Origin of the sequence: Bacillus kexueae, from assembly GCF_022809095.1 — a bacterium.
GTDB classification, from domain to species: domain Bacteria; phylum Bacillota; class Bacilli; order Bacillales; family Aeribacillaceae; genus Bacillus_BZ; species Bacillus_BZ kexueae.
The window spans coordinates 448,096-470,133 of sequence record NZ_JALAZE010000002.1 but is presented as its reverse complement, the minus strand read 5'-3'; the positions used below and the strand labels follow the sequence as shown (position 1 = coordinate 470,133).

Here is a 22,038-nt window from a genome sequence, read left to right as displayed (position 1 = left end):
ATATTCACACCTTTGTAAGCTTAGTTATGAATTAGTATCACCGCTACTCTTTTCCTTTATACATGTTAGAACCTTCTCTAAAACTTCTTTAGTTGTTCGATCTGTAGTGTCTATAACTAGATGAGCTTTTTCGTATTGACTTTTTCTTTTTTCATGTAACTCCCGAATCTCTTCTATTGATTTATTATTGGCCAATGGACGATTGGCATCGTTTTGAATCCTCTTTACGAGAACTGATACATCCGCTTTTAAGTAAATAACGAGACCTTGTTCTCTCATCCACTGTATATTCTCATCACGAGTAATAATCCCCCCGCCTGTAGTGACAATGAAGTTTTGCGTTGGAATAGAGCGTAAGCAGCTCCCTTCAACATCTCGAAAGTATTCTTCCCCATATTTTTCAAAAATAGCTGGTATGTCCATTTGTACTTTCTGAACAATTTCCTCATCGGTATCTACTACAGGTATGTTGAGTGATTCTGCCAGCATACGACCAATTGTTGTTTTTCCACTCCCCATAAAGCCAACTAAATAAATAGTTTTCACCTTCCGTTCACCTCTTCAATCCCATTCCTATTTACATTAGCACATATCCAATTAGTTTTCATAGTCCGTCCACCCTACAATTTGTTTACTTTTTACATCATATTGATATGAAAACGAACGAAATGTTCCATTTCTCGTCTCTATATTAATATTTACGTCCAATAACCCTTCATTCTTCTGATTTATTTCATACATAACTGATCCATTCGGGGTTTGAAAGGATTTGTAAGATACATTTTCTAAATTCTTTTGAGAGCATTGAACCGCATTCAATGTTAATAGTCGAAGGCGATAATATTCCTTTGAATCTTCAAAAAAGCGTTCATTCCGAATATGAATATTGGCATTCACCATTGCAATTAACAAAAAAATTAATGTCATAAAAAGAGCGAACGGATAAACATAACCTTTCTCATTCATTTATGATTTCACTCCCGATGAAAGTCCGTAACATTACTTTATACTCAACATTCTGTAGACTAGTAACTTTAATTTGGACACCTTGCTTAACCTTTTGAAATTCTGCATTTTTGACATTTTGAAGCAAAACGATATGACCGCTCCCATTTTTTTGATAACGAAGGACATTCCCATATTGACCAATTGAATAAGAATTTTCATTTTTCATGTAATACAACTTATTATTAATCACCTTGATATCGTTCGCCAATTTTAGTTCATCATAAATATCCATCATAAAGAGCTGCCATTCGTACGGGTGCAAATCATTTGGAGGAGTGGATATGCGCTCTATGAGCGATAAAAAAGAAGGGAGACTTGATAGAAGTAAAATAGTTATCATTAAACTAAACAGTAATTGTGTAAAAGTATAGCCACTTTCTTCAAAAAGAATAACCACAAACCTTTTTCGCTTTTTCGGAAATCTCGTTAACACAAAGCTCAATCGTTTCTTCATCTCGATTCCATATAAGTTCATACATGTAATGTCCTACTTTTACCTCACCTTCATTTTGAATTTGTTCATAAGCAAATAGCTCCAATTGCTCTGTTAACACTTGGTAGGCCTTAACTTCCTTCTCTGTTCGAATCTCCCCCCGTAACATATTGGACATAAGTGGAAGCAAGCTTACTAACACAAAACACCAAAGGAAAAAAGATACAATTGACTCTGCATATGATACTCCCTTACAATTTCTCCACTCGGAATCTACCATTCCCAATGGTAAACACAATTTTATAGGTTTCCTCTTTATAATCAATGAAAATGGTGCCCCCTTTTTTGATTGAACCATTCGGATAATAGGTAATGGGCAGAGACATTGTTGTTGGCCGAATAACTATATCCTCGTTATAACTCGTCTGTACCAATGAACCTTTAAATGCAGCACGATCAATTCGATAGTACGAATCATCCTGAGAAACAAAAACATACACTGTTTCACGATGAACGGCTGCATATTGTTGAGCATAATACAAATCATTTTGGAATTGACGAAAAAATTGTTCAATTACTTTTCTCTCATGAATAGCCGATCCATTTGACCAAGTAAATAATGTCAAAAGAAGGAATATCGATAAAACGATCAAGCTTTCAACGAGTGTAAAACCCTTCGCTGATTTAACCGAAATCATGGTGTTTCAGAAACTTTTCCTTCAGCATCGATCGTTAACGTTTTTCCATTTGGGCATTTTAAGTCACTGTCGTCGATATAATTACCATCTTTTAAATCTTGTACGGTAGGTATTTTTTTATGTTCAACTTCATATGCTACGACCTGGCCTTGAACCATATTTTTCAACCCCTCACACCCTTTATCTTTAATCGCTGCATTTTGTTCAGCAATATTCGGTATCGTAATTAAGAGTAAGATGGAAATGACAAGTAATACGACCAACATTTCAACAAGTGTAAACCCATTTTCATTTTTCATCTAATCCCTCCTATATCGTTTGTATCATTTGATACATGGGCAGCATGATTGATAAATAAACGATTAAAACGAGTATTCCAATTATCATAAAGGCAATAGGTTGAATATACCTCGTCCACTTGAGTATAGACTGTTCTAGCCGAGATAGAACCAATTGGCTATACGTATATAATTCTCGATCTAATTTACTGATTGCTTGTCCATGATAAGTGACATCTGCAATTTCATTTTCAAAAAGCTGACTCTCTCTTAAAATGTCACTAAATTTCTTTCCATCCGCTAACTGTTCAATCATATGATTTGCTTCATGTTTATAGAGCGGTAACATCGGTTGCTGTTGAAATAAGGTTAAACTTTCATATATAGATAATCCCCCCTTTAATAAGAAGCTCATCTGAAATGAAAAATAGTAGCTATTATAAAGTGAGAACAACTTGCGAATGAAAGGCACACGAATAATAACATTCAATTGTGAATGTGGTGATAATTTGCGGAAAAAGAAAAAATAATAGAAGGTGACAATTATACAAACGAGAACAAAAACTAAAAAACCAAAAAACACCAAATCAAATACGGACAAAAGAAGAAAAGTAGTGAATGATGCTTGGGTGCTCATCGATTGGTACATCGCCTCAAATTGTGGAGCAATTACAAGTTCCACTGCGTATAGATTAAACCCCATGAATAAAAGGAGAAAGAGCGGGTACCTAAGGACTTGTTTCACCTTTTCTGTTTGTTCAACTTGAATGGTTAATAGTCGACTACTTTCCATTAACGCAGTTTTGATGTCTCCGTAATTTTCTGCGAAAAATAAAAAGCTTAATACATTACGATGAAAACCTAGATCTTCTAATGCTATCCGGAACGACTCTCCTCGAGCTAACAATTCCACGCAATACGAAGCATCGCGTTTTAAAGCGTTCGGAAGATGCAGCATCGTAAAGGAAATGGCTTCATTTAAGGAATAACCTTGAGATAATAAATCACTTAATTTTTTCAAAAACTGAGATTGATCATGTAGTTTCCATCTATTTTTCTTCATGTTCAACAACCCATCTCTCATACGTAGACGGATAAAGAAATCCTAACGCAATCCCCTTTTTAATTACATCTTTTAGCCTTTTGTATTGAATCGAAACCTCTTCCCCTCTCGCTTGTTGAATCGCTTTTTGCAAATTTCTCCCATACAAAAGTTCATATACCCCAAGTCTCCTTACTGTTCGTAATGCTTTGCAATACGGTGAGCATTTCCCGTTACAATAAGGGCAGGATAACGGAACGAGCCGTTGAGCAATAAGCGCAATCAATGTTTGTTCAATCTCAGAAATCGGTACTCCGAATTCAAGCAAACGATAAATTGCACCTACCGAATCTTTTGTATGCATCGTCGATAAAACAAGATGTCCTGTCAAAGCCGCCCGAACTGCAATCTTAGCAGTTTCAGCATCCCTTATTTCTCCCACCATTATAATATCTGGATCATGCCTTAAGATCGCCTTCAATCCTGTTGTATACGTTATGCCTGCCCTTTCATTGACTTGTACTTGCAGAACTTCTTCTGATTTCGTTTCAACTGGATCTTCTAATGTAATGATATTGCGATTAAAGTTCTTTTTCGCATAATGTAACAAAGAGTATAATGTGGTGGTTTTACCTGAACCAGTAGGCCCAGTAAATATAATTAATCCGTGAGCGTGATTGATAAAAGACAAAATTTTCTTTGTCGACTGTTGAAAAAGTGAGAGTTGTTCAAATGTCTTTGGCGTAGTATTCGGTAAAATACGAATGACGAGGCTTTCATGATATACTGTAGGTAAAGTGGATAACCGTAAATGAACGGCATTGTTTTTCGTTGTAAATGAAAGAGCTCCGTTTTGCGGTCTGCGCTGTTCACCAATATCCATCGAGGCTAGAAACTTTAAATGGGAGATGAATCGATCTCCTAGCTGCTTGGAGATTGAATACTTCGAAATCATCTCTTCATCAATACGAAACTGAATTACAACTTGCTTTTCCTTTGGGATAATATGAATATCTGTTGCTTTTTGTAAACATGCTTCGTCTATCAATCGTTCGCTAAATTGTTCAACTGAAACCATTTTTCGTTCACCTCCATCAATACTGTACAAAAGAAGAAGTCGTTAGGCGAATCGAAAAAAAATAATTATTTACAGATATTACGTATAAAAAAACGGATATTTCTTATAATAAAATCATATTTTTCGATCAAAAATATCAAGTAAAATCTATTTTTTTAGAAATTTATTAAGCGTTGGGCTATAGCCAAGCGGTAAGGCAACGGACTTTGACTCCGTGATGCGCTGGTTCGAATCCAGCTAGCCCAGCCATATTTTAAACAAACTAATTATGAACATTTTTTTACAACATCAGTAATTTTTGAATGGAAATGAAATGTAATGTAAACGGTATATTTACAATCGGTATTGCGGTACTTTATAATAAAAAAAGCGATTGATTTGTGACAAAGGAGGGAGACTTTATGGATCGCATGTTTCGCGTCCTTGGATTTTGGACAGGGATTTTCGCTGTAATGTTTTATTTAGGACATATGCCTACAGCTGCTTTACTATTCTTTGGTCAAACTGGATTTTTTGTGCTCTTATCCTATCTTAAGTTATCTGAGCGTATGTATATCTATATTTTCGGTGCCTATTTAACAATCTTCTTCGTTGGCTTTACATACTGGTCAACATTTATGATGATTCCAGGACAAGGGGGTCACTAAAAAAGGGCTGTCCAGAAGTCATTTTCGTAATGACAATTCTGGCGCCCTTTTTTGTTTTTTTATTTTCTACGATGAAAATAACCGGTCTTGTTGAAATTGGACTCCTTTTGAATGTATGAAAACGGAAAAAGATTCACTAATATGTCCGCCCATCAGTAACGTGCGAATCATTCGATTTTGCTTCGCTACTTGTGAAAAAGGGTTGGAACAATCTTCACTTTTTAAATAATTAATTATTCCTAAATCAAGTAAGAACTTTGCTTGACGATGTTCATAAGCTAAATCCCAACCTAAATGAGCTAATGCCTTTTCGTACAAGCTAAAGTTTACATGTGATGTAAGGTCCATTTTAAATGGGTAGGACAAAGGATTTCTGATGAGTTTATGACGGTAATAACCTCTCAAAGTCCCATCTTTTAAGTAAGGTTGATTAAACTCTTCTTCCTTATACCCGTAATCAACTGTAACGAAGAGGCCAGTTATTTTTTCATTTAATTCTTTTAGCAAATCCAACATTTCAAGTGAGACTTCTAAACGATGACCTTCTTTGATCGAGATACAGTTTCGATTAATTAAATCAATTAAGTTAGAATTGGTTATTGGAATCCTAATCTCTTCCAAAGATGAAGATTCATTTAAGCGAATAAATACTTCGTAAATTTTCTCGCCATGTTTTTCAAGCACGTGAACAGGTAGTGCATCCCATAACTCATTTGAAAACACCAAACCCTTTAACGGTGGAAGTGGCATGAAATCCTCTACGATAGTTAAGTTGTTATAGGGTAGTTTTTCTCGTATAAGTTTTTGATGATTGTTACTTTTTTCCACTACGTAACACGTGAAGGGAAATCTCTCTTCGTCATCTTCCCAAGCATCGTAAAAGGACCGAAGGAAGGCACCATCCCCAGGACCAAGCTCAACAAAAACAGGAGGTATCACCTCTTCTTTAACGAGATGTTGAAACCATTTGTAAACACACCATCCATACAGTGTAGAATAATGGCTAGTTGTTATGAAGTCTCCCTTTTTTCCAATTTTCTCACGCTCTTGTTGATAATAGCCAATTTCTTCATCATATAAGACCATTTTCATATACTGAGCGTATGTAAGTTTACCGCCATGTCTCTCCAATTCCTTAACAATACGGTCTTTCATTTTTAACCTAATGAGAATCCGTTTAAAAATGGATTCGTTTCCATTTCATCTATTAAGGTCGTTTCCATCCCATGCCCAGGTAACACAGCGGTTTCTTCTGGTAAGGAAAGGAGCTTTTCATCAATGCTTCTCATTAGTTGTTGATGGTCCCCCCCTGGTAAATCAGTCCTTCCGATGCTTCCTTGAAATAGCGTATCACCCGAAATAACTGCTTCCGCTTCCTCTGAATAATATGAAACACTCCCCGGTGAATGTCCAGGTGTTTCCAAAACAGAGAATTGGAAAGGTCCTACTTGCAGCTCACCTTCGTTTTCAATAAGGTGATTAGCTTCTTTTACCGCAATGCCACTTCCCATGAAGAAAATTGAACCATTTAAACTAGAATCGGATAGCCAATCCTTTTCATTTACATGAATATATACAGGAATCTGATATTTCTCACGAACAACGTCCACTCCACCAATATGATCAAAATGAGCATGCGTTAATAAAATTGCGTGCGGTTTTAATCCAAGAGAATCAATAAATTCAATGACCTTTTCTCCTTCACTCCCAGGGTCGAAAAGAACACAGTCTTTTCCCTTTATCACCACATACGCATTCGTTTGCAACGGACCTAAAGGAATTCTTTTCCATTCCATTTTTCTCACCTCATTGTCATTTCCGCATTTTTTCATTACACTTTATGTATTAAACTGATTGTACAAACATCATACCTGCATTTTTCTATTCCGTCAAAAGGAGGGTGTTTCATGACTTACGCTTACGGAGTTGAAGTAACCGAAGAATTCCTATCTATTTCCTCTCTGCCAACTTTAGTAAACGACCTCTCACTAGATGATGCATCTGAGTTCATGTTAATCACGCTGGATGAAAATAAACTTGATGTCGTATTAACTTATGTGAATGAGTTAAATGGTTTTGAAGAATTACACAAACTTTATGTATTAAACGATCCTAAACCGCTCACCCTATGGAATGAATACGGATTTACTTCTTTATTTCAAAACCAATTTTTATACGCAAACAACGTAGTCCCTTTTCAATTCACAAACTTTGATGAAACCGACTATGAAATGACCCTTCTTCAACTAACTGATTATTTAATTGCGCATGATGGACAAACTTATTACATCGACCAATATTTCGTTCCTCTTGTTCAAAAAATTGCCACAGCCTATAACGGAAAGATTGTATATTACCTCGACAAAATAAAAGAAAGCGATTAAAATATTAGTGGAGTCTTTCTATAGGTTTATCGTTTCCTTCAATTTACATAGTAAGGGGGGCTTATAAATGGGCTTAGTCATTATTTTCACATTAGTAACATTGCTCGGGATTTTTGCTATATTCCGTACTTTAAAAGAAAAGAACATCCTTGGCTTTTTATTCGCATTTGGAACTGTAGCTGTTTTTGGTTGGTTTACTGTTATGACATTTATCTACCACGGCTATCCAACTGCTCACTAAAAAAAGCGCATTGCTCAATTCATTTGAGCAATGCGCTTTTTTATTTCACCCGAAAAGGAGTTATCTTATTCTTCACTACGTAAATGCTTTTGAACACTTTGTAACTTACCATCCATAGAAGATGTTCGATCTCGTCGGTCGTCAATACGAATATTGGTTGCGACGCGAAGAGCTCCCTCTGCAAAAGGGGATTCATGTATATGTTGGATAACTTCAAATAAGTGACTGAGTTCCCCTTCAATAATTGTACTCATCGGAGTTAATCGATACTTAATGACACCTTTATCTTCATACTGCTTTAGGATGTTTTGAATGTTTGCAACATATTTGCTTACGCTAGGCGTATCTGTTCCAAGAGGAATAATGGTAATGTCAACGATTGCCATGGTCTTCACCTTTCTTCAATTATTGGTATGACACTCTTTTCATTTAGGTCGACAACTTTTTCGAAACGATAACCGTAAAGAATATATTCACCGTTAGGAGATAACAGAATCGGTTCGTTCAAAACATTCGTTAAGATGGTTGTCTCCTCACCTGTATTTAAATCATATCGCTTCAAATGAAAAGAGGGGTTCTCATTCATTATATCAGCCGGAACAAAAGTATAAAACTCTTCTGATTCTGACGAAATTTCGTAATACGGGAAAAGCCATTGTGAATATTGAGCAATGAGGGGTACTTCAAATTCCCTCACTACCTTTTCGGCAGTAATGTCCCAAATGGAAAGACGACCTGAAGCACTCTTATCTTGATACTCCTGTAATAGAACGAAATGATTTGGTGTATACGCATGCCCTATGACATTATCAGCAATCTTTTTCGTCTCTTTCGTCTGTATGTCCTTCACATATAATGGAGCACTTAATTCAGGTTCATCACTATTCCAATCAATATAAGACACCTTATGTAGCGCCGCCCATTCCATAAATGGGACATTTACCACATTTTCTATTTCCATTCCTTTAACAATGTCAAACAAGACGGTATCAAAAGTCCAGTCTTCATAGAATTTCGTTAATATGAATTGGCTTTCAGAATACGGACTCCATCGTAAAAAAACATCATAAGAGCTAAAGGATTTTTCAAAAAGGGTTTCTCCTTCCTTATCAACAATGTACATCGTTGCTTCATAACTTGATGGACTCGTTTGAATGTAAAAAAGTTCAAAGTTTTGATTGGGAATTACTTGAACAATTGGGTAATTTGTTTGAAAGAAAATGGTTGAGGTTCCATCGTACAAATTAAATTGAACGAGCTCTGCTCCATCTGACGTATTGTTTATGTAGAGAATAGAGTCATCTTCAAACCAACTAACGACTTGTTGAAAAAAATTAGCTTCGACTTCTGCTGTTTGAATCTCTCTTTTTACTTGTTCTTCTTGGTGCCGATCGTTTTTTTCTTCTTGAAGTTGATGAGATTCACATGCAATAAGTGTAAAAGCAAAGATAACAAGAAGTACAGATACCTTTCTCACCAACTTAACCTCACCTTGCAATTTCTGTATGTTTATATACGTATCTTACCATATAAACGTTTCAATTTCTTCCTTACATATATAATAAGGACCAAAAAATCCCGTGACTTTTCTCATAAATTTCATCGTACTGTGATAGAGGTAGCGGATTTACTCCCCTTCCAAGTTCAACTGTAAATCCAGGCTTACGATTTTTGTAAACGAACCAGTCCCTAAATCCTGCATGACTATCAATGTTGCGCACTGGCTTGTAGCCACTTAGCCGTTTAAATTCATTAACCATCTTAGCAGCACGCTTTGGTTCATAATTTAAATATCCCCAATAGATTTCTTCCCCTTGTGTATGAAATGCTGCTACACAGTCAAAATTGGACTCTTCAACCAATATTGCCATCGCCATCGCTTCAGGTTCAGTTAAAGGGGCATTTCCCGGAAAATCGCGGGGAGCAGGGGATTTTGGTATTTTTCTCTCTTTTTCGATTTCCCAAAAAGCTGGATATTGATTATTTAAATCTACCCCTCTTATATTTGCCTTCCACTGCGAAAAATCTTCTTTGTCATCATTTAGTACAATTACAGATTGAAGGACATCTTCCGGAATGCGACTTGGACATAATACAAGATTTACACCATCAGGATTGACCATTGGTACAAAGGAAAGTGTTACTTCCTCATACAACTTCCTTACTTCCCTTCCATTAAAAACATCGCCTTTCACAATCATCATTAAATAGTCTTCAAGCCAGTTCATCATTACTGCCGTTGTAATCCACTCATTGGCATGAAAAGCACCATTCATATGAACTTTTTTCGGGCCATTTCCGATGATTAATTCATAGATTGGTAAACCTAAAACACTTTTTCCAATTTCTTTTTTTCGAATAAACGGGAAGTTCCCTTCTAATAATTGAAGATCTCTTTGTAATGCATCAAAATCATACTCCACTTTCGGATGAATCAAAGGCGTTTCCATCAACTTAGCCTTTTTTAAATCATAAGGATAATCAAACCTAATTGATTCAAATGAATCCGTTCCATCGATCCTCCAACCTGGAATATGAAGCGTGGAACCTTCTTCAAGATTTAAAGAGTTCACTAATGGATTCGACTGTAAAATAAGCTCTACTGGAAGTTGAAAATGATTGGCCAATGTGTTGATTGAGCAATTTTCTGTTAAATAGATTTCCATCCAAACACCCCTTTTCTCCACTCATAATAAATGTATGAAAAAAAGGGGATGGGTTAGACATTTTTTATTAAACGTTATGAGGAATAATTGGATAATACCTATAATAATTAGGTACACTTCAATTATTTTCAGGTCAGTGGATGTCTCATGTCATGTAAGGCATTCCATTCTCTATAAGAAACATACATGATTTTACACTCACACCCCGGACATGAAAATTTATTCTCCCCGGGGTTTCCTTTCTACCATCTACCTATCATGATCGATCATTCAGCTCATAGGTAATGTTTATTTTCACAGAAAAAGCGCAAAGCTCAAGTCCTTAGGCGAAGGGCGCTTTAGGACCTGCGAGGAGGCTTCCGTCGCCACAGCAGGGCCGAAGCGACCCGAGCCGATTGCGCTTGGAGCTAGACACCAAAAAAACGGTAAAGAGAATACTTTAACACTTTATTGAACTTAAACTTTCTGTAACAACAAAAAAACGCCCTTCTCGTTATGAAAGAAGATTTTCTTTCATAACAAGAAGGACGGTCGTCACGTTTTTATGGCGTTAACTGATCACTATCTACTTTCGCATCCGCTTCAAAGAAACGTAACAAGTCACCATATATAATCTCATCACTGTAATCTAGCTCATTTTTAGCCTTTTCCATGTATGGTTCACAAGCATTTGCATCTTCGGCCGGCTCACCTGTTTGAACGTCGTAACAAACGCCTCGTGTATAAAGAATTTCATCTGTAATAAAGCTTCCATCACGTAACACTACGAAAGGTAAGCGATCTTCAGAAAATACATCCGTACCAAACTCAATATCGTCAGATGCATCGATGCCAAGAAGGTTAAGAATCGTTGGCTTAAGATCGATTTGTCCAGTGACTTCAGAGAATACTTTCGGATCTTGATCTGTAATCCCTGGGATATGAACGATAAACGGAACACGTTGAAGTTGAACAGTATCATATGGTGTAATTTCTTCTTTTTCTAAAAATTGAGCCATCGCGGTATTGTGATTTTCAGAAATACCATAATGGTCACCGTACATAATAATAACGGAGTTTTCATATAGTCCTGCTTCTTTCAACTTCTCAATAAACACTTTTACTGCTTCATCCGTATAGCGAACGGTTGGGAAATAGCGGTTAACAACGCCATCATTAGAGTCAAACTCATCAATAAACTTATCCTCTTCCTCTAATTCAAACGGGAAGTGATTCGTTAAAGTAATATATTTTGTATAGAATGGTTGGGGTACGTCTTTTAAAAGTTCCACAGATTGCTCAAAGAAGGAAACATCCTTTAAGCCCCAACCGACAGAATTCTCTTCGTTCACTTCAAAATCAGTTATGTCAAAGAAGCGATCATACCCTAACGTGTTGTACATAATGTCACGATTCCAGAAAGTTCGGTTATTGGCATGGAATACCGCCGTGTAATAACCGAATTCTTTTAAGATTTCTGGGGTAGCATGATATTCATTGTTGGCGTTCGTAAAGAATACCGATCCTCTTCCAAGTGGATAGAGCGAGTTTTCCAGTAAAAACTCAGAATCAGACGTTTTTCCTTGTCCTGTCTGATGATAAAAGTTCTCGAAATAGTAACTCTCATTTATAAAGTCATTTAAGAACGGTGTAATTTCTTGACCATTTAACTCGTTATTTATAACAAAACTTTGAAAAGATTCTAATGAAATGATAAATACATTTCGTCCTTCAGCTACACCATGTAACGCTTCGTTCGGCTCTTTCGAATTTGCATTTAAATAGTTTTCTATTTCCACTAAATTATTGCTATCTGCTAATGCGCGTTGAGCGGACGTTTTTGATTGCAACAAGGCATCATAGATATGGAAATTATAAGCACCAATGTTTTTCACAAGCATTTCACGGTCAAACGAACGTGTTAAAAGCTGTGGACGTTCCGCTTCTGCTAAGCCTAAGTTAAAAAAGAATACAGCAGCAGCCATTAAGAAATAAGCTGTTTTTTCTTTTCTTGTCATTATAGCTGTTTTACTAAAGAACGGCTTTCGTGAAATCCAAATTAAAAACGCGATGTCAATAAACATTAATAAATCAACAGGTTGAATCAATTCAGTAATACTACTTCCTAAGTCACCCATGTTACTTGCTTGGAATAAAACTGGGATGGTTAAGAAGTCATTGTAAAATCGATAAAAAATCATATTCGCAATCAAAATGATTGTCATTAACACGCTTGTTCCAATAACCCATCGAATTCTTGTCTTCTCCTTCATAAACAATCCAAGTCCAAAGATGATTAATAAGAAGCTCAGTGGGTTAATGAATAAAATAAACTCTTGTGTAAAGTTTTCTATCTTAATATCAAAGCTAGTTTTGTAGACAATATACGTTTTTACCCACATGATAACCGTAGCCAAAAGTAAAAACGATATTTTTGAAAATGTGTTTTTACGCATGAATAAACCTCCTCTACCAGGAACCGCGTATCTTCATAACTTTTTCCATTTTTTAGGTTAGTAAAAATTCAACTAAGACATATCTTAATACTTCTTTTACAAAAAATCAATGATTTTTAATACCGCTCTTACAATAGGGTGCTAGAATTGTAATGTTAACCTTATTCACCGTACCCACTATTTAGACGAGTTAAACATAAAAAAGTTTCACCTTTTTATATCTTTTCGTACGGGAATGTATTCTTTTGCCCTTCATCGAGTATATTTTCCCTTCAAAATTTAATTCTTCGGTGTAAAAGATACTAATGAATATTTGGCATCATTTAACTAGAAAAGTTGTATACATTGTTCCTCTTACAGATTTTTTTAAAATGATACTTAACATTACTCACTTGGAGATACTTGCTCATTAGGAGAGAAAGTCGATTTTCCTTGGAATACGCCCCAACATTTCTTCTATATCCCTTAGGAGTCAAATCGCTCCATTCCAAAGAGGAAAAGTTTCCATGCACGCTGCGTTCTATTCACGCTAAAGCAACAATCCTTCTTTCATAAAAAAAGCGCAAAGCGCATGTCCTTAGGTGAAGGGCTCTGGAGGACCTGCGAGGAGGCTTCCGTCGCCACAGCAGTGCCTGATGGCGCTTGGAGCTAGACACCCAAAAAAAACGGTAAAGAGAATACTTTAACACTTTATTGAACTTAAACTTTCTGTAACAACGAAAAAAGTAGATGAAGAGAAACGTACGTTTCCTCCACATCTACTTTCATTTTAAGTAAACCCAATCAGCCGACATTAAATTTCTAATAATTTCGTTTTCACTAACCAAGCTCCACCTATCACACCTGCATCATTTCCAAGTGTAGCAACTTTTATTTCGGCACCCTTTGCAACTGTTGGAAATGCAAATTTTACAAAAAATTCTTTTACCTTATGCAAAAATACGTCAGCGCCTTTTGATACTCCCCCACCGATGACAATTTTTTCTGGATTTGTTCCATTTGCCAGATTCGCAATTGCAAGACCGAGATGAAATGCCATCGTATCAATTACTTTTTGCCCAATTTCGTCTCCTTCTCGAGCAAAGTCAAAAACATCTTTTGCCGAGATGACACCTGACTCTTTATATTTTTCTGTTAGAGGTGTATCTACCTCACTTTGTTGTATGTATTCTACTGCAATTCGAACAATTCCTGTTGCTGAGGCAATTGTTTCTAGGCAACCTGTCTTTCCGCAGTTACAAGGTGCTCCCCCATCAGGAATAGAAGTGATATGGCCAATTTCTCCCCCTGCTCCAAGGGTGCCATGGATGATTTCACCATTTGCAATAATTCCTCCACCTACTCCTGTTCCGAGTGTAACACATATTAAATCTCTCGCTTCATTCCCTGCACCTTTCCACATTTCACCTAAAGCAGCGATGTTCGCATCATTATCAATGATTGCACGGAGTCCAGTCACTTTTTCGAGTTCTTCCTTCAGTGGGTAATTTTCCCACCCTAAGTTAACGGCACTATATACGAGTCCTGTTTCTAGTTCGACAGGCCCTGGAGCTCCCATTCCAATGCCACCTAATTGACTAAAGGATATTCCAATCTCTTCAGCCTTTTGTGAAATCGTTTGCGCAATATCTACTACAATGGTGTTATCTTTTTTGTTCGTTGGGATCTCCCATTTTTCAATGATATCACCTTGCATTGAGATGAAGGCTAACTTAATTGTCGTTCCCCCTAAATCAACGCCTACTAATATTTTATTGGACATACTCCTCACCCTACCCTTTACATTTTCTAATTATGTGAAATTCATTAGAGACGATTTAATTTATCTTTTTCTATTTGAATTTCCTGTCTTAAAATCAATAATGCCATTTGAAAATCTTTTGGATCGACTAATTGCGATTGATATAATTGCTTTAACTCTTCTTCCATTAACTCTAAATCTGCAAGTCGATCACCTATGTAAATGATTGTTCCAAATTTTTTTAATAATTGCTGCACATCATAAACCGTTTTCATTATTGGCCACACTTTCCTCACTTAATCATCTATTATCAAGTATAAAGAATCCCATAACCCAGTCAAGTTCCATCGCGATGGGAATGGCATTAGAATCCAGAAAAAATCCGTGATGTACAAGTAAACATGCATACCAAGTCCTTCCGATAACGAAACACGAGCTTCGATCAATGTTTAAGTCTTGATGGCATACCGTACACAGACGATTGAGAAGATTTCTTCATAAAGGTTGTTTTTGTATACATTGTGCTTTTACAACCTTTTCAAAATAAATACTAAACACTACGCTGGCTGATGAAGTCGAGCCATTACAAAGGCTTCATACTAAAACCAACAAACATTTAGAAAAAAGAGCTTTTAAGAAACATACATGATTTTACACTCACACCCCGGACATGAAAATTTATTCTGCCCGGTTTTTTTCTTTCTACCATCTACCTATCATGATCGCTCATTCAGCTCATAGGTAATTTTTATTTTCACAGAAAAAGCGCAAAGCGCAAGTCATTAGGCGAAGGGCGCTGGAGGACCTGTGAGGAGGCTTCCGTCGCCACAGCAGGGTCGAAGCGCCCGAGCTGAAGGCGCTTGGAGCTAGACACAAAAAAAACGGTAAAGAGAATACTTTAACCCTTTATTGAACTTAAACTTTTGTAACAACAAAAAAACTTCAGAAGTAGGTTTCCCTCCTTCTGAAGTAAAAACTTACCTGTCTGGGTCTTTTGGATGCAAGAAAGACGGACGGCGATTTTTCAATGGAATGGGTGAGCGGATGAATATATCCCGCAATGATTTTGAATGAAACGGCACAAATGGCCATAAATAGGGTACCTGGAAAGATTTCATCCTCGCAAGCATTATAATCCAAAAGGTTATGCCTACAATATATCCGACTCCCCCAAAAAAAGCAGCCATTACAAGTAAAAAGAGCCTCGTCATTCGATTAGCTAGCCCCAATTCATAGCTAGGTGTTGCAAACGTCCCAATAGCAGCGATTGATAAGTATAAGATGACTTCGTTGGACAAAAGACCAACTTCAACAGCAACTTGCCCAATCATCAAGGCTGCAATCAACCCTAGAGCAGTTGCAAGAGACGATGGTGTGTGTATTGCTGCCATTCTCAATAAATCAATCCCTAACTCAACAATTAAAAACTGAACAATTAACGGAATATTCGTCTGGTCTTCATTCAATCCGATAAAGGATAACCCTACCGGAATAAATTGATCATTTTCAGCTAGTAAAAACCATAGTGGTAATAGAAAAATAGATGCAAATACACCTAGAAATCGAACAAGACGCAAATATGCTCCTGCCAGCGGTTTGTTTCGATATTCCTCCATATGTTGAAGGTGATGCCAAAATGTTGTAGGTGTAATTAAAGCACTTGGAGATCCGTCAACGAATATAATGACATGTCCTTCAAAAAGGTGCACCGCTGCTGTATCTGGTCTCTCTGTATAACGTACGGTTGGATATGGATTCCAATGTCTACCCGAAATAAATTCCTCCACTGTTTTTTCAGCCATCGGTAGCCCATCTGTATCAATTTTAGCGATCGTTTCTTTCACTTCTTCTACATGTTTCGGGTCTGCGATATCTTCAAGATAGCTAATCACAATATCGGTTTTCGATCTTCTCCCTACTTGCATGTATTCCATTCGTAATGAAGGATCCCTTACTCTTCTTCGTGTCAATGCAGTATTAAATACAATCGTTTCAACAAAACCATCACGTGATCCTCTTACGACTCGCTCCATATCAGGCTCTTCTGGTCCTCTTGCAGGATAGGTTCGTGCATCAATAACAATTGCATACTCTAAACCATCCACAAATAAGACGGTTGGTCCAGCAAGAACATAGTCAATTACTTTCTCTAGGTCATTCGTTTTATCAATTTCAACGTAAGGAATATAACGCTTTAATAGTTTTTCAAGCGTGTCTTCTTCAAGTGTATCCCTCGATAATTTTGCTAAAAACTCCATCAAATAATGGAGTAAATCATCCTTCACAAAACCATCGATCATATAGAATGCCATATCTTTTTCAGCATAGTTGACATTCAATTCAATGATATCAAAACTTTTTCCAATTCCTAATTTATCTTGCAGGAATGGTTGGTTGTCTTTCAGAATGGGAGACACTTTTTTACGGACTTTTTCTTGACTCAACGCTAAAAACCCCATTTCCCATTTTATCTATTTTTAGCCATCATTGACGAATTACACTTAATCCATACGTTACATGACATAATTGACGATGGATTCGCATATTTGTTAACAAACTCGTCCAAGTATGGAGTGATAAAATGAAGAAATTTTGGGGATTCGTCGTTTCAGTCTCAATTCTAATTGGAATAAGCTATTATTTTTCCAAAACATTAGCAGTGAAAGAAAGTATTATCTTTTTTCCTTTAAGCGAGGAAATTGAGTTCACAGAAGCCATTACGACCCTTTCATTAATTGGGAAAAAAAGTTCAGATAAACACGTACTTGAATGGGACGTTCATTCTAAAACAAATGAAGAAATATATTTGAGGCAAGATCTCTCCTTGTTATTTGTAGATGGGAAATTAACGGCAAAGCTGGCGGAATGGGAAGATCAAAGTCAAATGCTTGCCCAATATGAAAAGGTCACCGGAGAGGATAGTAATCTTTACGAAGCTGTTTCCTTTCATTACGGAGAAGTGCACGTAAATGATGACGCGATAGAAAGTGTTCAACAGATGAGTCAAGATTACCTTTATGTAATTGATTCGTCTTTTAGTAAACTTTCGTCATTTCGTGTTCCCTCTACAGATGAAGAAAAGGAATGGAAAGATATTCTCGACCATATCCAATCTCAACAACTACAATATAAATGGGATCGACTTTTCGACCATTTCAAAATAGATCCATCCATGTATGAACAAATCCCATTGACAGATTTACCTTCCTACAATTCAAAACCTTTTCCAGGCTTCACCGAAAAACAAACCCAAACGATTATCGGCACGTTGTGGGAAGGTTTATATAAAGAATTTTTTCTCGGATTAAAAAGAAAAGACGGATCAGTTGAAGATCCGCTTGGTAGTAGTGTTCCTCTTATTTTAATCGCTAAAGATCGATCACATTTACGTGTTTTAATTGAAGGTAAGAACGGGTATCCATACCAATTATATCAACGAATTACGATGAGCGAAGATTAGAATATATACGTTCATATTCAGCATTAGATGGGTCAAGTTCCAGCGCCCTCTCAATGGATTCAATCGCTTGTTGTCGATTTCCAACTTGTTCGTATGCAAAACTTAATAAATAATAGGCCGGGTGGTAATCCGGTTCTTTTTCCACCGTATCTTGTAAATGGCGAATGGCATTCTCCGCTTCTCCTAATTCAATTTGGGTATATGAAAGGAAGAAGGAAATTTCAGGCGTTGCTTTTTCTGACTGTACCATTTCCAATAGCAAATTTTTTGCTTCTTCGAATTTTTCTTCTTCTATTAAGTTTTGGCTTACAGCAATTGCTGCTGCTGGATTTGTTTTTGGTAACACCTCGAAACCATAATAAATGAGTCCAATTACGAATGCGAAAATAGAAACAAAGCCAATCAATCGTAAATTTCTTTTATAGATTTTCGGAAGCTGCACGGCTAATGCTGCCAAGAACCCACCAATTAACCCACCAATATGTCCCGCATTATCGACATTCGGAACAACGAAACCAAAGCTCAAGTTAATGGCTAAAACAATAAGAATATTTGGGCCGATCGTACGAAAAAATAAATTTGGCTTCAACAGCCCTAATAATAACAATGCACCAAACAGGCCGAAAATAGCGCCCGACGCACCAGCAGAAATCGATGGACTAAATATGAAACTCATCATAGTCCCAGTTACACCCGCAAACATATAAATAAATAAAAAGCGCACAGATCCGTACATCTTTTCAACAGCCATCCCTATGTAGTAAAGAGCTAATGAATTCATTACTAAGTGGAGAAATCCAATATGTAAAAAAATCGGGGTAACAAAACGCCACCACTCGCCTTGATAAATGAGCTCATTTACTTTAGCACCAAAAGTAATGAGTGTACTCGTGTTCGTGCTACCACCGAATAGTTCTAACACGACGTAAAGAAGAATTTGTATGGTTAAAAATATTTTCGTAAAGAAAGGGTTTCCTTGTTCAAAAATTTCTTGCTCTTGTTTTATGTTTTTACGAACACTTGTTATAACCTTTTCTTTCAACGCATGTAACATTTCGTAATCTAATGTTTCATCCTCTACAATCCCATTCAATTCATCCAGTGGGATTCCCGTATATTCTTCCGTTTGACGGAGGGTTTGCGCTAGTTCATCCCTCGTAATTAACATCGACTTCAGTGTTGTTTTTCCTAGATGCTTTTCTTTTTTAATGTGAAACTCCCACTCGTCTACTGGCTTAAAGGAAGATACGTAAATATTTGTTACGTTTAAACTTCTCTTAAATGTCTGTTTTCGGACCGTTTCAAACGTTGAAAGCACTTCCTCAATATCCCTTCCTAACCAATTACTCCAATCGATATCAAAACGTTTAATTCGAATTAATTGCGCATCTTTTATATGGTCTGGTTGTAACCACACTTCTCGGTGATCTTCCGATAAATGGATTAGCCGGTAAGAAGCTTGCTCAATTAGTTTCTCAATCAATTTCCAAAACAAATAATCTTGTTGAACTATCATGAATTCATCTCTCCGAAACGTTTTTTACTATTATATCAAGGTAAACAATGAATGAAAACGAAAGTGATTTGTCCAATCATTAATGAAATATACTGCTTCCGATAAAAAATAGGCTAACTCGTTTTGAGTAGCCTATGTTTGAAAGCGGAATGCATTGGACATAAATCGATCCTTCAAAAACGGGAGTTTGATCGCTATACTAATAAAAAACTGACGGATCATTTTTCTTCCCAATAAGGCATTCAATATTCGATAGCGGTATTGCACAACCATTAACACACCAATAATTAGTAATAATATTCGTTTCATCTTCATCCCTCCTACCACTATCTTTTGTAAAAGAGATGAATTTATCCTATGATTTTACAAAAGGAAATAAGATAGTACTGTGACAAATACGATGGAGAAAATATTAACCATATCGTTTGTAAAAAGACGTACTCCTTTTTTATAAACCGTTTGTTGACCACAGTGCTCCTCTTTTTCTGTCTCCTTATGACAAATTGGACACTGGTATGTTAGTTGTATGGTCGCTCCAAGGAAACTGTCAACTACATGACCAATAAACCCAACAATCGTAATGAAGATAACTTCGTAAAAAGAAACAGAAAAGAAAATAAACGTTGAGATTCCAATGAGAAACGACCCACCAATTGCTCCAAGTGTCCCTAAAAGCGATACTGCACCCGACTTTCCTGTCTCTACTTGTCGAAAATTCAATAGTAAGCGAGGCTTCCGCTTACTTAAGGTCCCAATTTCAGAAGCCCACGTATCAGCATTTGCACTCGCGAGAGAAATAGCCAATAGAAGTATAGATTTATCTACACTTATATTCAAAAGCGGTAGCAAAGCTACTAGCATTGGTACTCCACCATTAGCTAGTACTTGAACCACGTCTCTTTTATGATTTTTTGCTGCTACATCTTCCGCTTTTCTCTTTCGATCATTTTTCACTAAGCTTAGCAAACTAGATGTGATGAAAAATATACCCAATAAACCAATGCCGCTTATCCCGAACGAAAAAAAGATGAGTAACCCAATAATAGAAGCTGTCAATGCTCCCATTGCAGTTAGTAAATTCATTCGAACGGCAAAAAAAGAAAAAACAATGATGTTTGTACAAATTATTAATTCATTAATTTCCACAATGTATCCAACCTTTATCTGTCACGATGGCTTCCACTGGTATATCATGCTCTTCCCAAGTCATATGAGGTATCATTTGAATATGAAATGCAAGTGATATTTTCTTTTCCGAAAAGTCTTGAAGGTACCGGTCATAATATCCACCACCATATCCAATTCGGTACCCGCTTGAATGAAAAGCAATTCCAGGTACGACCATTAAATCGATATCAGTTTTCGGGCAATATGTTGTCTTATCAACAATTGGCTCTTCAATTCCGTAATAAACAACCTCTAAATCGTGAAACGATTCAATAAAACGAAACTCCATCTCCCTTTGTTTAGGGTGACATTTAGGTACAACAACTCTCTTCCCGTGCTTCCAAGCATGCTCAATGATTGGCCGAGTATTGACTTCCCGTCCTCTTGCAATGGTAATAGCAATCACACATGCGTTTTTCCACACATCACTAGTAACGAGGTTTTCAAAAATCTTTCTCGACCATTGTTTGTATGTATTTGAGGTTATTTCGTTTAATCGGTTCTTCATCTCCGCTCTTTGTTCAGCTTTATTCATCAAAAATCCCCCCTATACTATCGTAACACAGGCCAAGGACGACTAAAACAAGCGACATTCTAACGACCCCTTCACGGTGTTAGAAAAGTGGGGGCGACTATCCAGAGGCGTACGTACGGGAGTATCTCCTGCACTGAGATAAAGGAGCTGCTGAGAGGAATACGAGCAGATATCGAATTATCGTAGGGGAGGGAAAGACTTGTTCACTAGCCGCTAGGAGCAGAGACTCGACAGGTCTCCATGCATTACAATGCTTTCAAAAGTAATATTCTAAACAAAACAGGTTTCAAAATAAGGAAAGCGCAAGTCCTTAGGCGAAGGGCGCTGGAGGACCTGAGAGGAGGCTTCCGTCGCCACAGCAGGGCCGAAGCGACCCGAGCTGATGGCGCTTGGAGCTAGACACCTAAAAAACTGTAAAGAGAATACTTTAACACTTTATTGAACTTAAACTTTCTGTAACAATAAAAAAACAGCAGGAAATGCATTTCCTACTGCTTACTTAGTTTCACGGTGTAACGTATGCTTTTTGTCTCTTGGGCAGTACTTTTTGAATTCAACACGCTCAGTGTTTGTACGCTTGTTTTTAGTTGAGATATAGTTACGCTCACCACATTCAGTGCAAGCAAGTGTAATATTTACGCGCATGATTTTCCCTCCAAATACTAATTTAAATCAGACTTTACTATCATAGCATTTTTCTCAACTAAAA

At 36.9% G+C, this 22,038-nt stretch carries 25 protein-coding genes and 1 tRNA gene; 5 read left to right on the top strand and 21 right to left on the bottom strand.

Annotated features, from left to right (window positions below; translation table 11 throughout):
- Positions 1–24: 24 nt before the first annotated feature.
- The 7 genes from ML543_RS06580 to comGA all read right to left on the bottom strand — a co-directional run bounded on the left by ML543_RS06580 (position 25) and on the right by comGA (position 4,537).
- Complete coding sequence (locus ML543_RS06580; protein ID WP_243386347.1) at positions 25–546, bottom strand: shikimate kinase; 522 nt, start codon at positions 544–546, stop codon at positions 25–27.
- Between the two features lie 51 nt (positions 547–597).
- On the bottom strand, positions 598–966 hold the full coding sequence (gene comGG / locus ML543_RS06575; RefSeq protein WP_243386346.1) for a competence type IV pilus minor pilin ComGG: 369 nt from the start codon (positions 964–966) through the stop codon (positions 598–600).
- Complete coding sequence (comGF, locus tag ML543_RS06570; protein ID WP_243386345.1) at positions 959–1,483, bottom strand: competence type IV pilus minor pilin ComGF; 525 nt, start codon at positions 1,481–1,483, stop codon at positions 959–961. The genes comGG and comGF overlap by 8 nt, the downstream gene beginning before the upstream one ends.
- Before the next feature lie 209 nt (positions 1,484–1,692).
- On the bottom strand, positions 1,693–2,139 hold the full coding sequence (gene comGD / locus ML543_RS06565; RefSeq protein ID WP_243386344.1) for a competence type IV pilus minor pilin ComGD: 447 nt from the start codon (positions 2,137–2,139) through the stop codon (positions 1,693–1,695).
- Positions 2,136–2,438, bottom strand: coding sequence for a competence type IV pilus major pilin ComGC (comGC, locus tag ML543_RS06560; RefSeq protein WP_243386343.1), 303 nt, complete (start codon positions 2,436–2,438; stop codon positions 2,136–2,138). Before comGC ends, comGD begins: the two co-directional genes overlap by 4 nt.
- 10 nt (positions 2,439–2,448) lie before the next feature.
- A complete protein-coding gene (comGB, locus tag ML543_RS06555; RefSeq protein WP_243386342.1) occupies positions 2,449–3,480 on the bottom strand; it encodes a competence type IV pilus assembly protein ComGB in 1,032 nt (343 codons plus the stop codon).
- Positions 3,467–4,537, bottom strand: a complete 1,071-nt coding sequence (gene comGA / locus ML543_RS06550) for a competence type IV pilus ATPase ComGA (RefSeq protein WP_243386341.1) — start codon at positions 4,535–4,537, stop codon at positions 3,467–3,469. The genes comGB and comGA overlap by 14 nt, the downstream gene beginning before the upstream one ends.
- Before the next feature lie 174 nt (positions 4,538–4,711).
- Between comGA and ML543_RS06545 the strand changes: the two genes are divergently transcribed.
- Together ML543_RS06545 and ML543_RS06540 are read left to right on the top strand one after the other, a co-directional pair.
- A tRNA-Gln gene (locus tag ML543_RS06545) sits at positions 4,712–4,786 on the top strand.
- Between the two features lie 152 nt (positions 4,787–4,938).
- On the top strand, positions 4,939–5,184 hold the full coding sequence (locus ML543_RS06540) for a DUF2626 domain-containing protein (protein WP_243386340.1): 246 nt from the start codon (positions 4,939–4,941) through the stop codon (positions 5,182–5,184).
- Positions 5,185–5,250: 66 nt separating this feature from the next.
- On the opposite strand, the gene ML543_RS06535 is transcribed toward ML543_RS06540, so the two are convergent.
- Complete coding sequence (locus ML543_RS06535) at positions 5,251–6,339, bottom strand: SAM-dependent methyltransferase (protein WP_243386339.1); 1,089 nt, start codon at positions 6,337–6,339, stop codon at positions 5,251–5,253.
- Positions 6,340–6,341: 2 nt separating this feature from the next.
- Positions 6,342–6,980 (bottom strand): MBL fold metallo-hydrolase, encoded by a 639-nt coding sequence (locus tag ML543_RS06530; RefSeq protein WP_243386338.1) that lies wholly within the window; start codon positions 6,978–6,980, stop codon positions 6,342–6,344.
- A gap of 111 nt (positions 6,981–7,091) precedes the next feature.
- Here ML543_RS06530 and ML543_RS06525 point away from each other — a divergent pair, with 111 nt between their 5' ends.
- On the top strand, positions 7,092–7,568 hold the full coding sequence (locus ML543_RS06525; protein ID WP_243386337.1) for a hypothetical protein: 477 nt from the start codon (positions 7,092–7,094) through the stop codon (positions 7,566–7,568).
- A gap of 67 nt (positions 7,569–7,635) precedes the next feature.
- On the top strand, positions 7,636–7,809 hold the full coding sequence (locus tag ML543_RS06520; RefSeq protein ID WP_243386336.1) for a DUF2759 domain-containing protein: 174 nt from the start codon (positions 7,636–7,638) through the stop codon (positions 7,807–7,809).
- Between the two features lie 65 nt (positions 7,810–7,874).
- Here ML543_RS06520 and ML543_RS06515 read toward each other — a convergent pair whose 3' ends face one another.
- The 7 genes from ML543_RS06515 to ML543_RS06485 all read right to left on the bottom strand — a co-directional run bounded on the left by ML543_RS06515 (position 7,875) and on the right by ML543_RS06485 (position 17,095).
- A complete protein-coding gene (locus ML543_RS06515; protein WP_243386335.1) occupies positions 7,875–8,195 on the bottom strand; it encodes an MTH1187 family thiamine-binding protein in 321 nt (106 codons plus the stop codon).
- 5 nt (positions 8,196–8,200) lie between these two features.
- Complete coding sequence (locus ML543_RS06510) at positions 8,201–9,286, bottom strand: YqgU-like beta propeller domain-containing protein (protein ID WP_243386334.1); 1,086 nt, start codon at positions 9,284–9,286, stop codon at positions 8,201–8,203.
- A gap of 73 nt (positions 9,287–9,359) precedes the next feature.
- Entirely contained in the window at positions 9,360–10,475 is a 1,116-nt protein-coding gene (locus ML543_RS06505) for a M14 family metallopeptidase (RefSeq protein ID WP_243386333.1), read from the bottom strand.
- A 542-nt stretch (positions 10,476–11,017) separates the two neighbouring features.
- Positions 11,018–12,910 (bottom strand): LTA synthase family protein, encoded by a 1,893-nt coding sequence (locus ML543_RS06500; RefSeq protein ID WP_243386332.1) that lies wholly within the window; start codon positions 12,908–12,910, stop codon positions 11,018–11,020.
- A 793-nt stretch (positions 12,911–13,703) separates the two neighbouring features.
- Positions 13,704–14,672 carry an ROK family glucokinase gene (locus tag ML543_RS06495; RefSeq protein WP_243386331.1) on the bottom strand — a complete coding sequence of 323 codons (969 nt, stop codon included), beginning with the start codon at positions 14,670–14,672 and terminating at the stop codon, positions 13,704–13,706.
- Between the two features lie 44 nt (positions 14,673–14,716).
- Positions 14,717–14,926: a YqgQ family protein gene (locus ML543_RS06490; RefSeq protein ID WP_243386330.1), complete on the bottom strand. Its 210-nt coding sequence runs from the start codon at positions 14,924–14,926 to the stop codon at positions 14,717–14,719.
- Between the two features lie 702 nt (positions 14,927–15,628).
- The gene (locus ML543_RS06485) at positions 15,629–17,095 is read right to left on the bottom strand and encodes a spore germination protein (protein ID WP_419095347.1); all 1,467 of its coding nucleotides are present in this window, start codon (positions 17,093–17,095) and stop codon (positions 15,629–15,631) included.
- Positions 17,096–17,232: 137 nt separating this feature from the next.
- On the opposite strand from ML543_RS06485, the gene ML543_RS06480 reads away from it, so the two are divergent.
- Positions 17,233–18,111, top strand: a complete 879-nt coding sequence (locus ML543_RS06480) for a hypothetical protein (protein WP_243386328.1) — start codon at positions 17,233–17,235, stop codon at positions 18,109–18,111.
- Here the strand turns inward: ML543_RS06480 and ML543_RS06475 are convergent.
- The 5 genes from ML543_RS06475 to rpmG all read right to left on the bottom strand — a co-directional run bounded on the left by ML543_RS06475 (position 18,092) and on the right by rpmG (position 21,974).
- A complete protein-coding gene (locus tag ML543_RS06475; protein ID WP_243386327.1) occupies positions 18,092–19,627 on the bottom strand; it encodes a rhomboid family protein in 1,536 nt (511 codons plus the stop codon). The genes ML543_RS06480 and ML543_RS06475 overlap by 20 nt on opposite strands.
- A 132-nt stretch (positions 19,628–19,759) precedes the next feature.
- Complete coding sequence (locus ML543_RS06470) at positions 19,760–19,936, bottom strand: hypothetical protein (protein WP_243386326.1); 177 nt, start codon at positions 19,934–19,936, stop codon at positions 19,760–19,762.
- Positions 19,937–19,990: 54 nt separating this feature from the next.
- Complete coding sequence (locus ML543_RS06465) at positions 19,991–20,773, bottom strand: DUF92 domain-containing protein (protein ID WP_243386325.1); 783 nt, start codon at positions 20,771–20,773, stop codon at positions 19,991–19,993.
- On the bottom strand, positions 20,763–21,329 hold the full coding sequence (locus ML543_RS06460; RefSeq protein WP_243386324.1) for a 5-formyltetrahydrofolate cyclo-ligase: 567 nt from the start codon (positions 21,327–21,329) through the stop codon (positions 20,763–20,765). Before ML543_RS06460 ends, ML543_RS06465 begins: the two co-directional genes overlap by 11 nt.
- 495 nt (positions 21,330–21,824) lie before the next feature.
- The gene (gene rpmG, locus ML543_RS06455) at positions 21,825–21,974 is read right to left on the bottom strand and encodes a 50S ribosomal protein L33 (RefSeq protein WP_243290560.1); all 150 of its coding nucleotides are present in this window, start codon (positions 21,972–21,974) and stop codon (positions 21,825–21,827) included.
- Between the last annotated feature and the right edge of the window lie 64 nt (positions 21,975–22,038).

Excerpts from the sequence above, each read along its gene's own strand:
- comGG (WP_243386346.1), bottom strand. The coding sequence starts at position 966 with ATGAATGAGAAAGGTTATGTTTATCCGTTCGCTCTTTTTATGACATTA.
- comGF (WP_243386345.1), bottom strand. The coding sequence starts at position 1,483 with ATGAACTTATATGGAATCGAGATGAAGAAACGATTGAGCTTTGTGTTA.
- comGD (WP_243386344.1), bottom strand. The coding sequence starts at position 2,139 with ATGATTTCGGTTAAATCAGCGAAGGGTTTTACACTCGTTGAAAGCTTG.
- comGC (WP_243386343.1), bottom strand. The coding sequence starts at position 2,438 with ATGAAAAATGAAAATGGGTTTACACTTGTTGAAATGTTGGTCGTATTA.
- comGB (WP_243386342.1), bottom strand. The coding sequence starts at position 3,480 with ATGAAGAAAAATAGATGGAAACTACATGATCAATCTCAGTTTTTGAAA.
- comGA (WP_243386341.1), bottom strand. The coding sequence starts at position 4,537 with ATGGTTTCAGTTGAACAATTTAGCGAACGATTGATAGACGAAGCATGT.
- ML543_RS06540 (WP_243386340.1), top strand. The coding sequence starts at position 4,939 with ATGGATCGCATGTTTCGCGTCCTTGGATTTTGGACAGGGATTTTCGCT.
- ML543_RS06535 (WP_243386339.1), bottom strand. The coding sequence starts at position 6,339 with ATGAAAGACCGTATTGTTAAGGAATTGGAGAGACATGGCGGTAAACTT.
- ML543_RS06530 (WP_243386338.1), bottom strand. The coding sequence starts at position 6,980 with ATGGAATGGAAAAGAATTCCTTTAGGTCCGTTGCAAACGAATGCGTAT.
- ML543_RS06525 (WP_243386337.1), top strand. The coding sequence starts at position 7,092 with ATGACTTACGCTTACGGAGTTGAAGTAACCGAAGAATTCCTATCTATT.
- ML543_RS06520 (WP_243386336.1), top strand. The coding sequence starts at position 7,636 with ATGGGCTTAGTCATTATTTTCACATTAGTAACATTGCTCGGGATTTTT.
- ML543_RS06515 (WP_243386335.1), bottom strand. The coding sequence starts at position 8,195 with ATGGCAATCGTTGACATTACCATTATTCCTCTTGGAACAGATACGCCT.
- ML543_RS06505 (WP_243386333.1), bottom strand. The coding sequence starts at position 10,475 with ATGGAAATCTATTTAACAGAAAATTGCTCAATCAACACATTGGCCAAT.
- ML543_RS06500 (WP_243386332.1), bottom strand. The coding sequence starts at position 12,910 with ATGCGTAAAAACACATTTTCAAAAATATCGTTTTTACTTTTGGCTACG.
- ML543_RS06495 (WP_243386331.1), bottom strand. The coding sequence starts at position 14,672 with ATGTCCAATAAAATATTAGTAGGCGTTGATTTAGGGGGAACGACAATT.
- ML543_RS06490 (WP_243386330.1), bottom strand. The coding sequence starts at position 14,926 with ATGAAAACGGTTTATGATGTGCAGCAATTATTAAAAAAATTTGGAACA.
- ML543_RS06480 (WP_243386328.1), top strand. The coding sequence starts at position 17,233 with ATGAAGAAATTTTGGGGATTCGTCGTTTCAGTCTCAATTCTAATTGGA.
- ML543_RS06475 (WP_243386327.1), bottom strand. The coding sequence starts at position 19,627 with ATGATAGTTCAACAAGATTATTTGTTTTGGAAATTGATTGAGAAACTA.
- ML543_RS06470 (WP_243386326.1), bottom strand. The coding sequence starts at position 19,936 with ATGAAACGAATATTATTACTAATTATTGGTGTGTTAATGGTTGTGCAA.
- ML543_RS06460 (WP_243386324.1), bottom strand. The coding sequence starts at position 21,329 with ATGAATAAAGCTGAACAAAGAGCGGAGATGAAGAACCGATTAAACGAA.
- rpmG (WP_243290560.1), bottom strand. The coding sequence starts at position 21,974 with ATGCGCGTAAATATTACACTTGCTTGCACTGAATGTGGTGAGCGTAAC.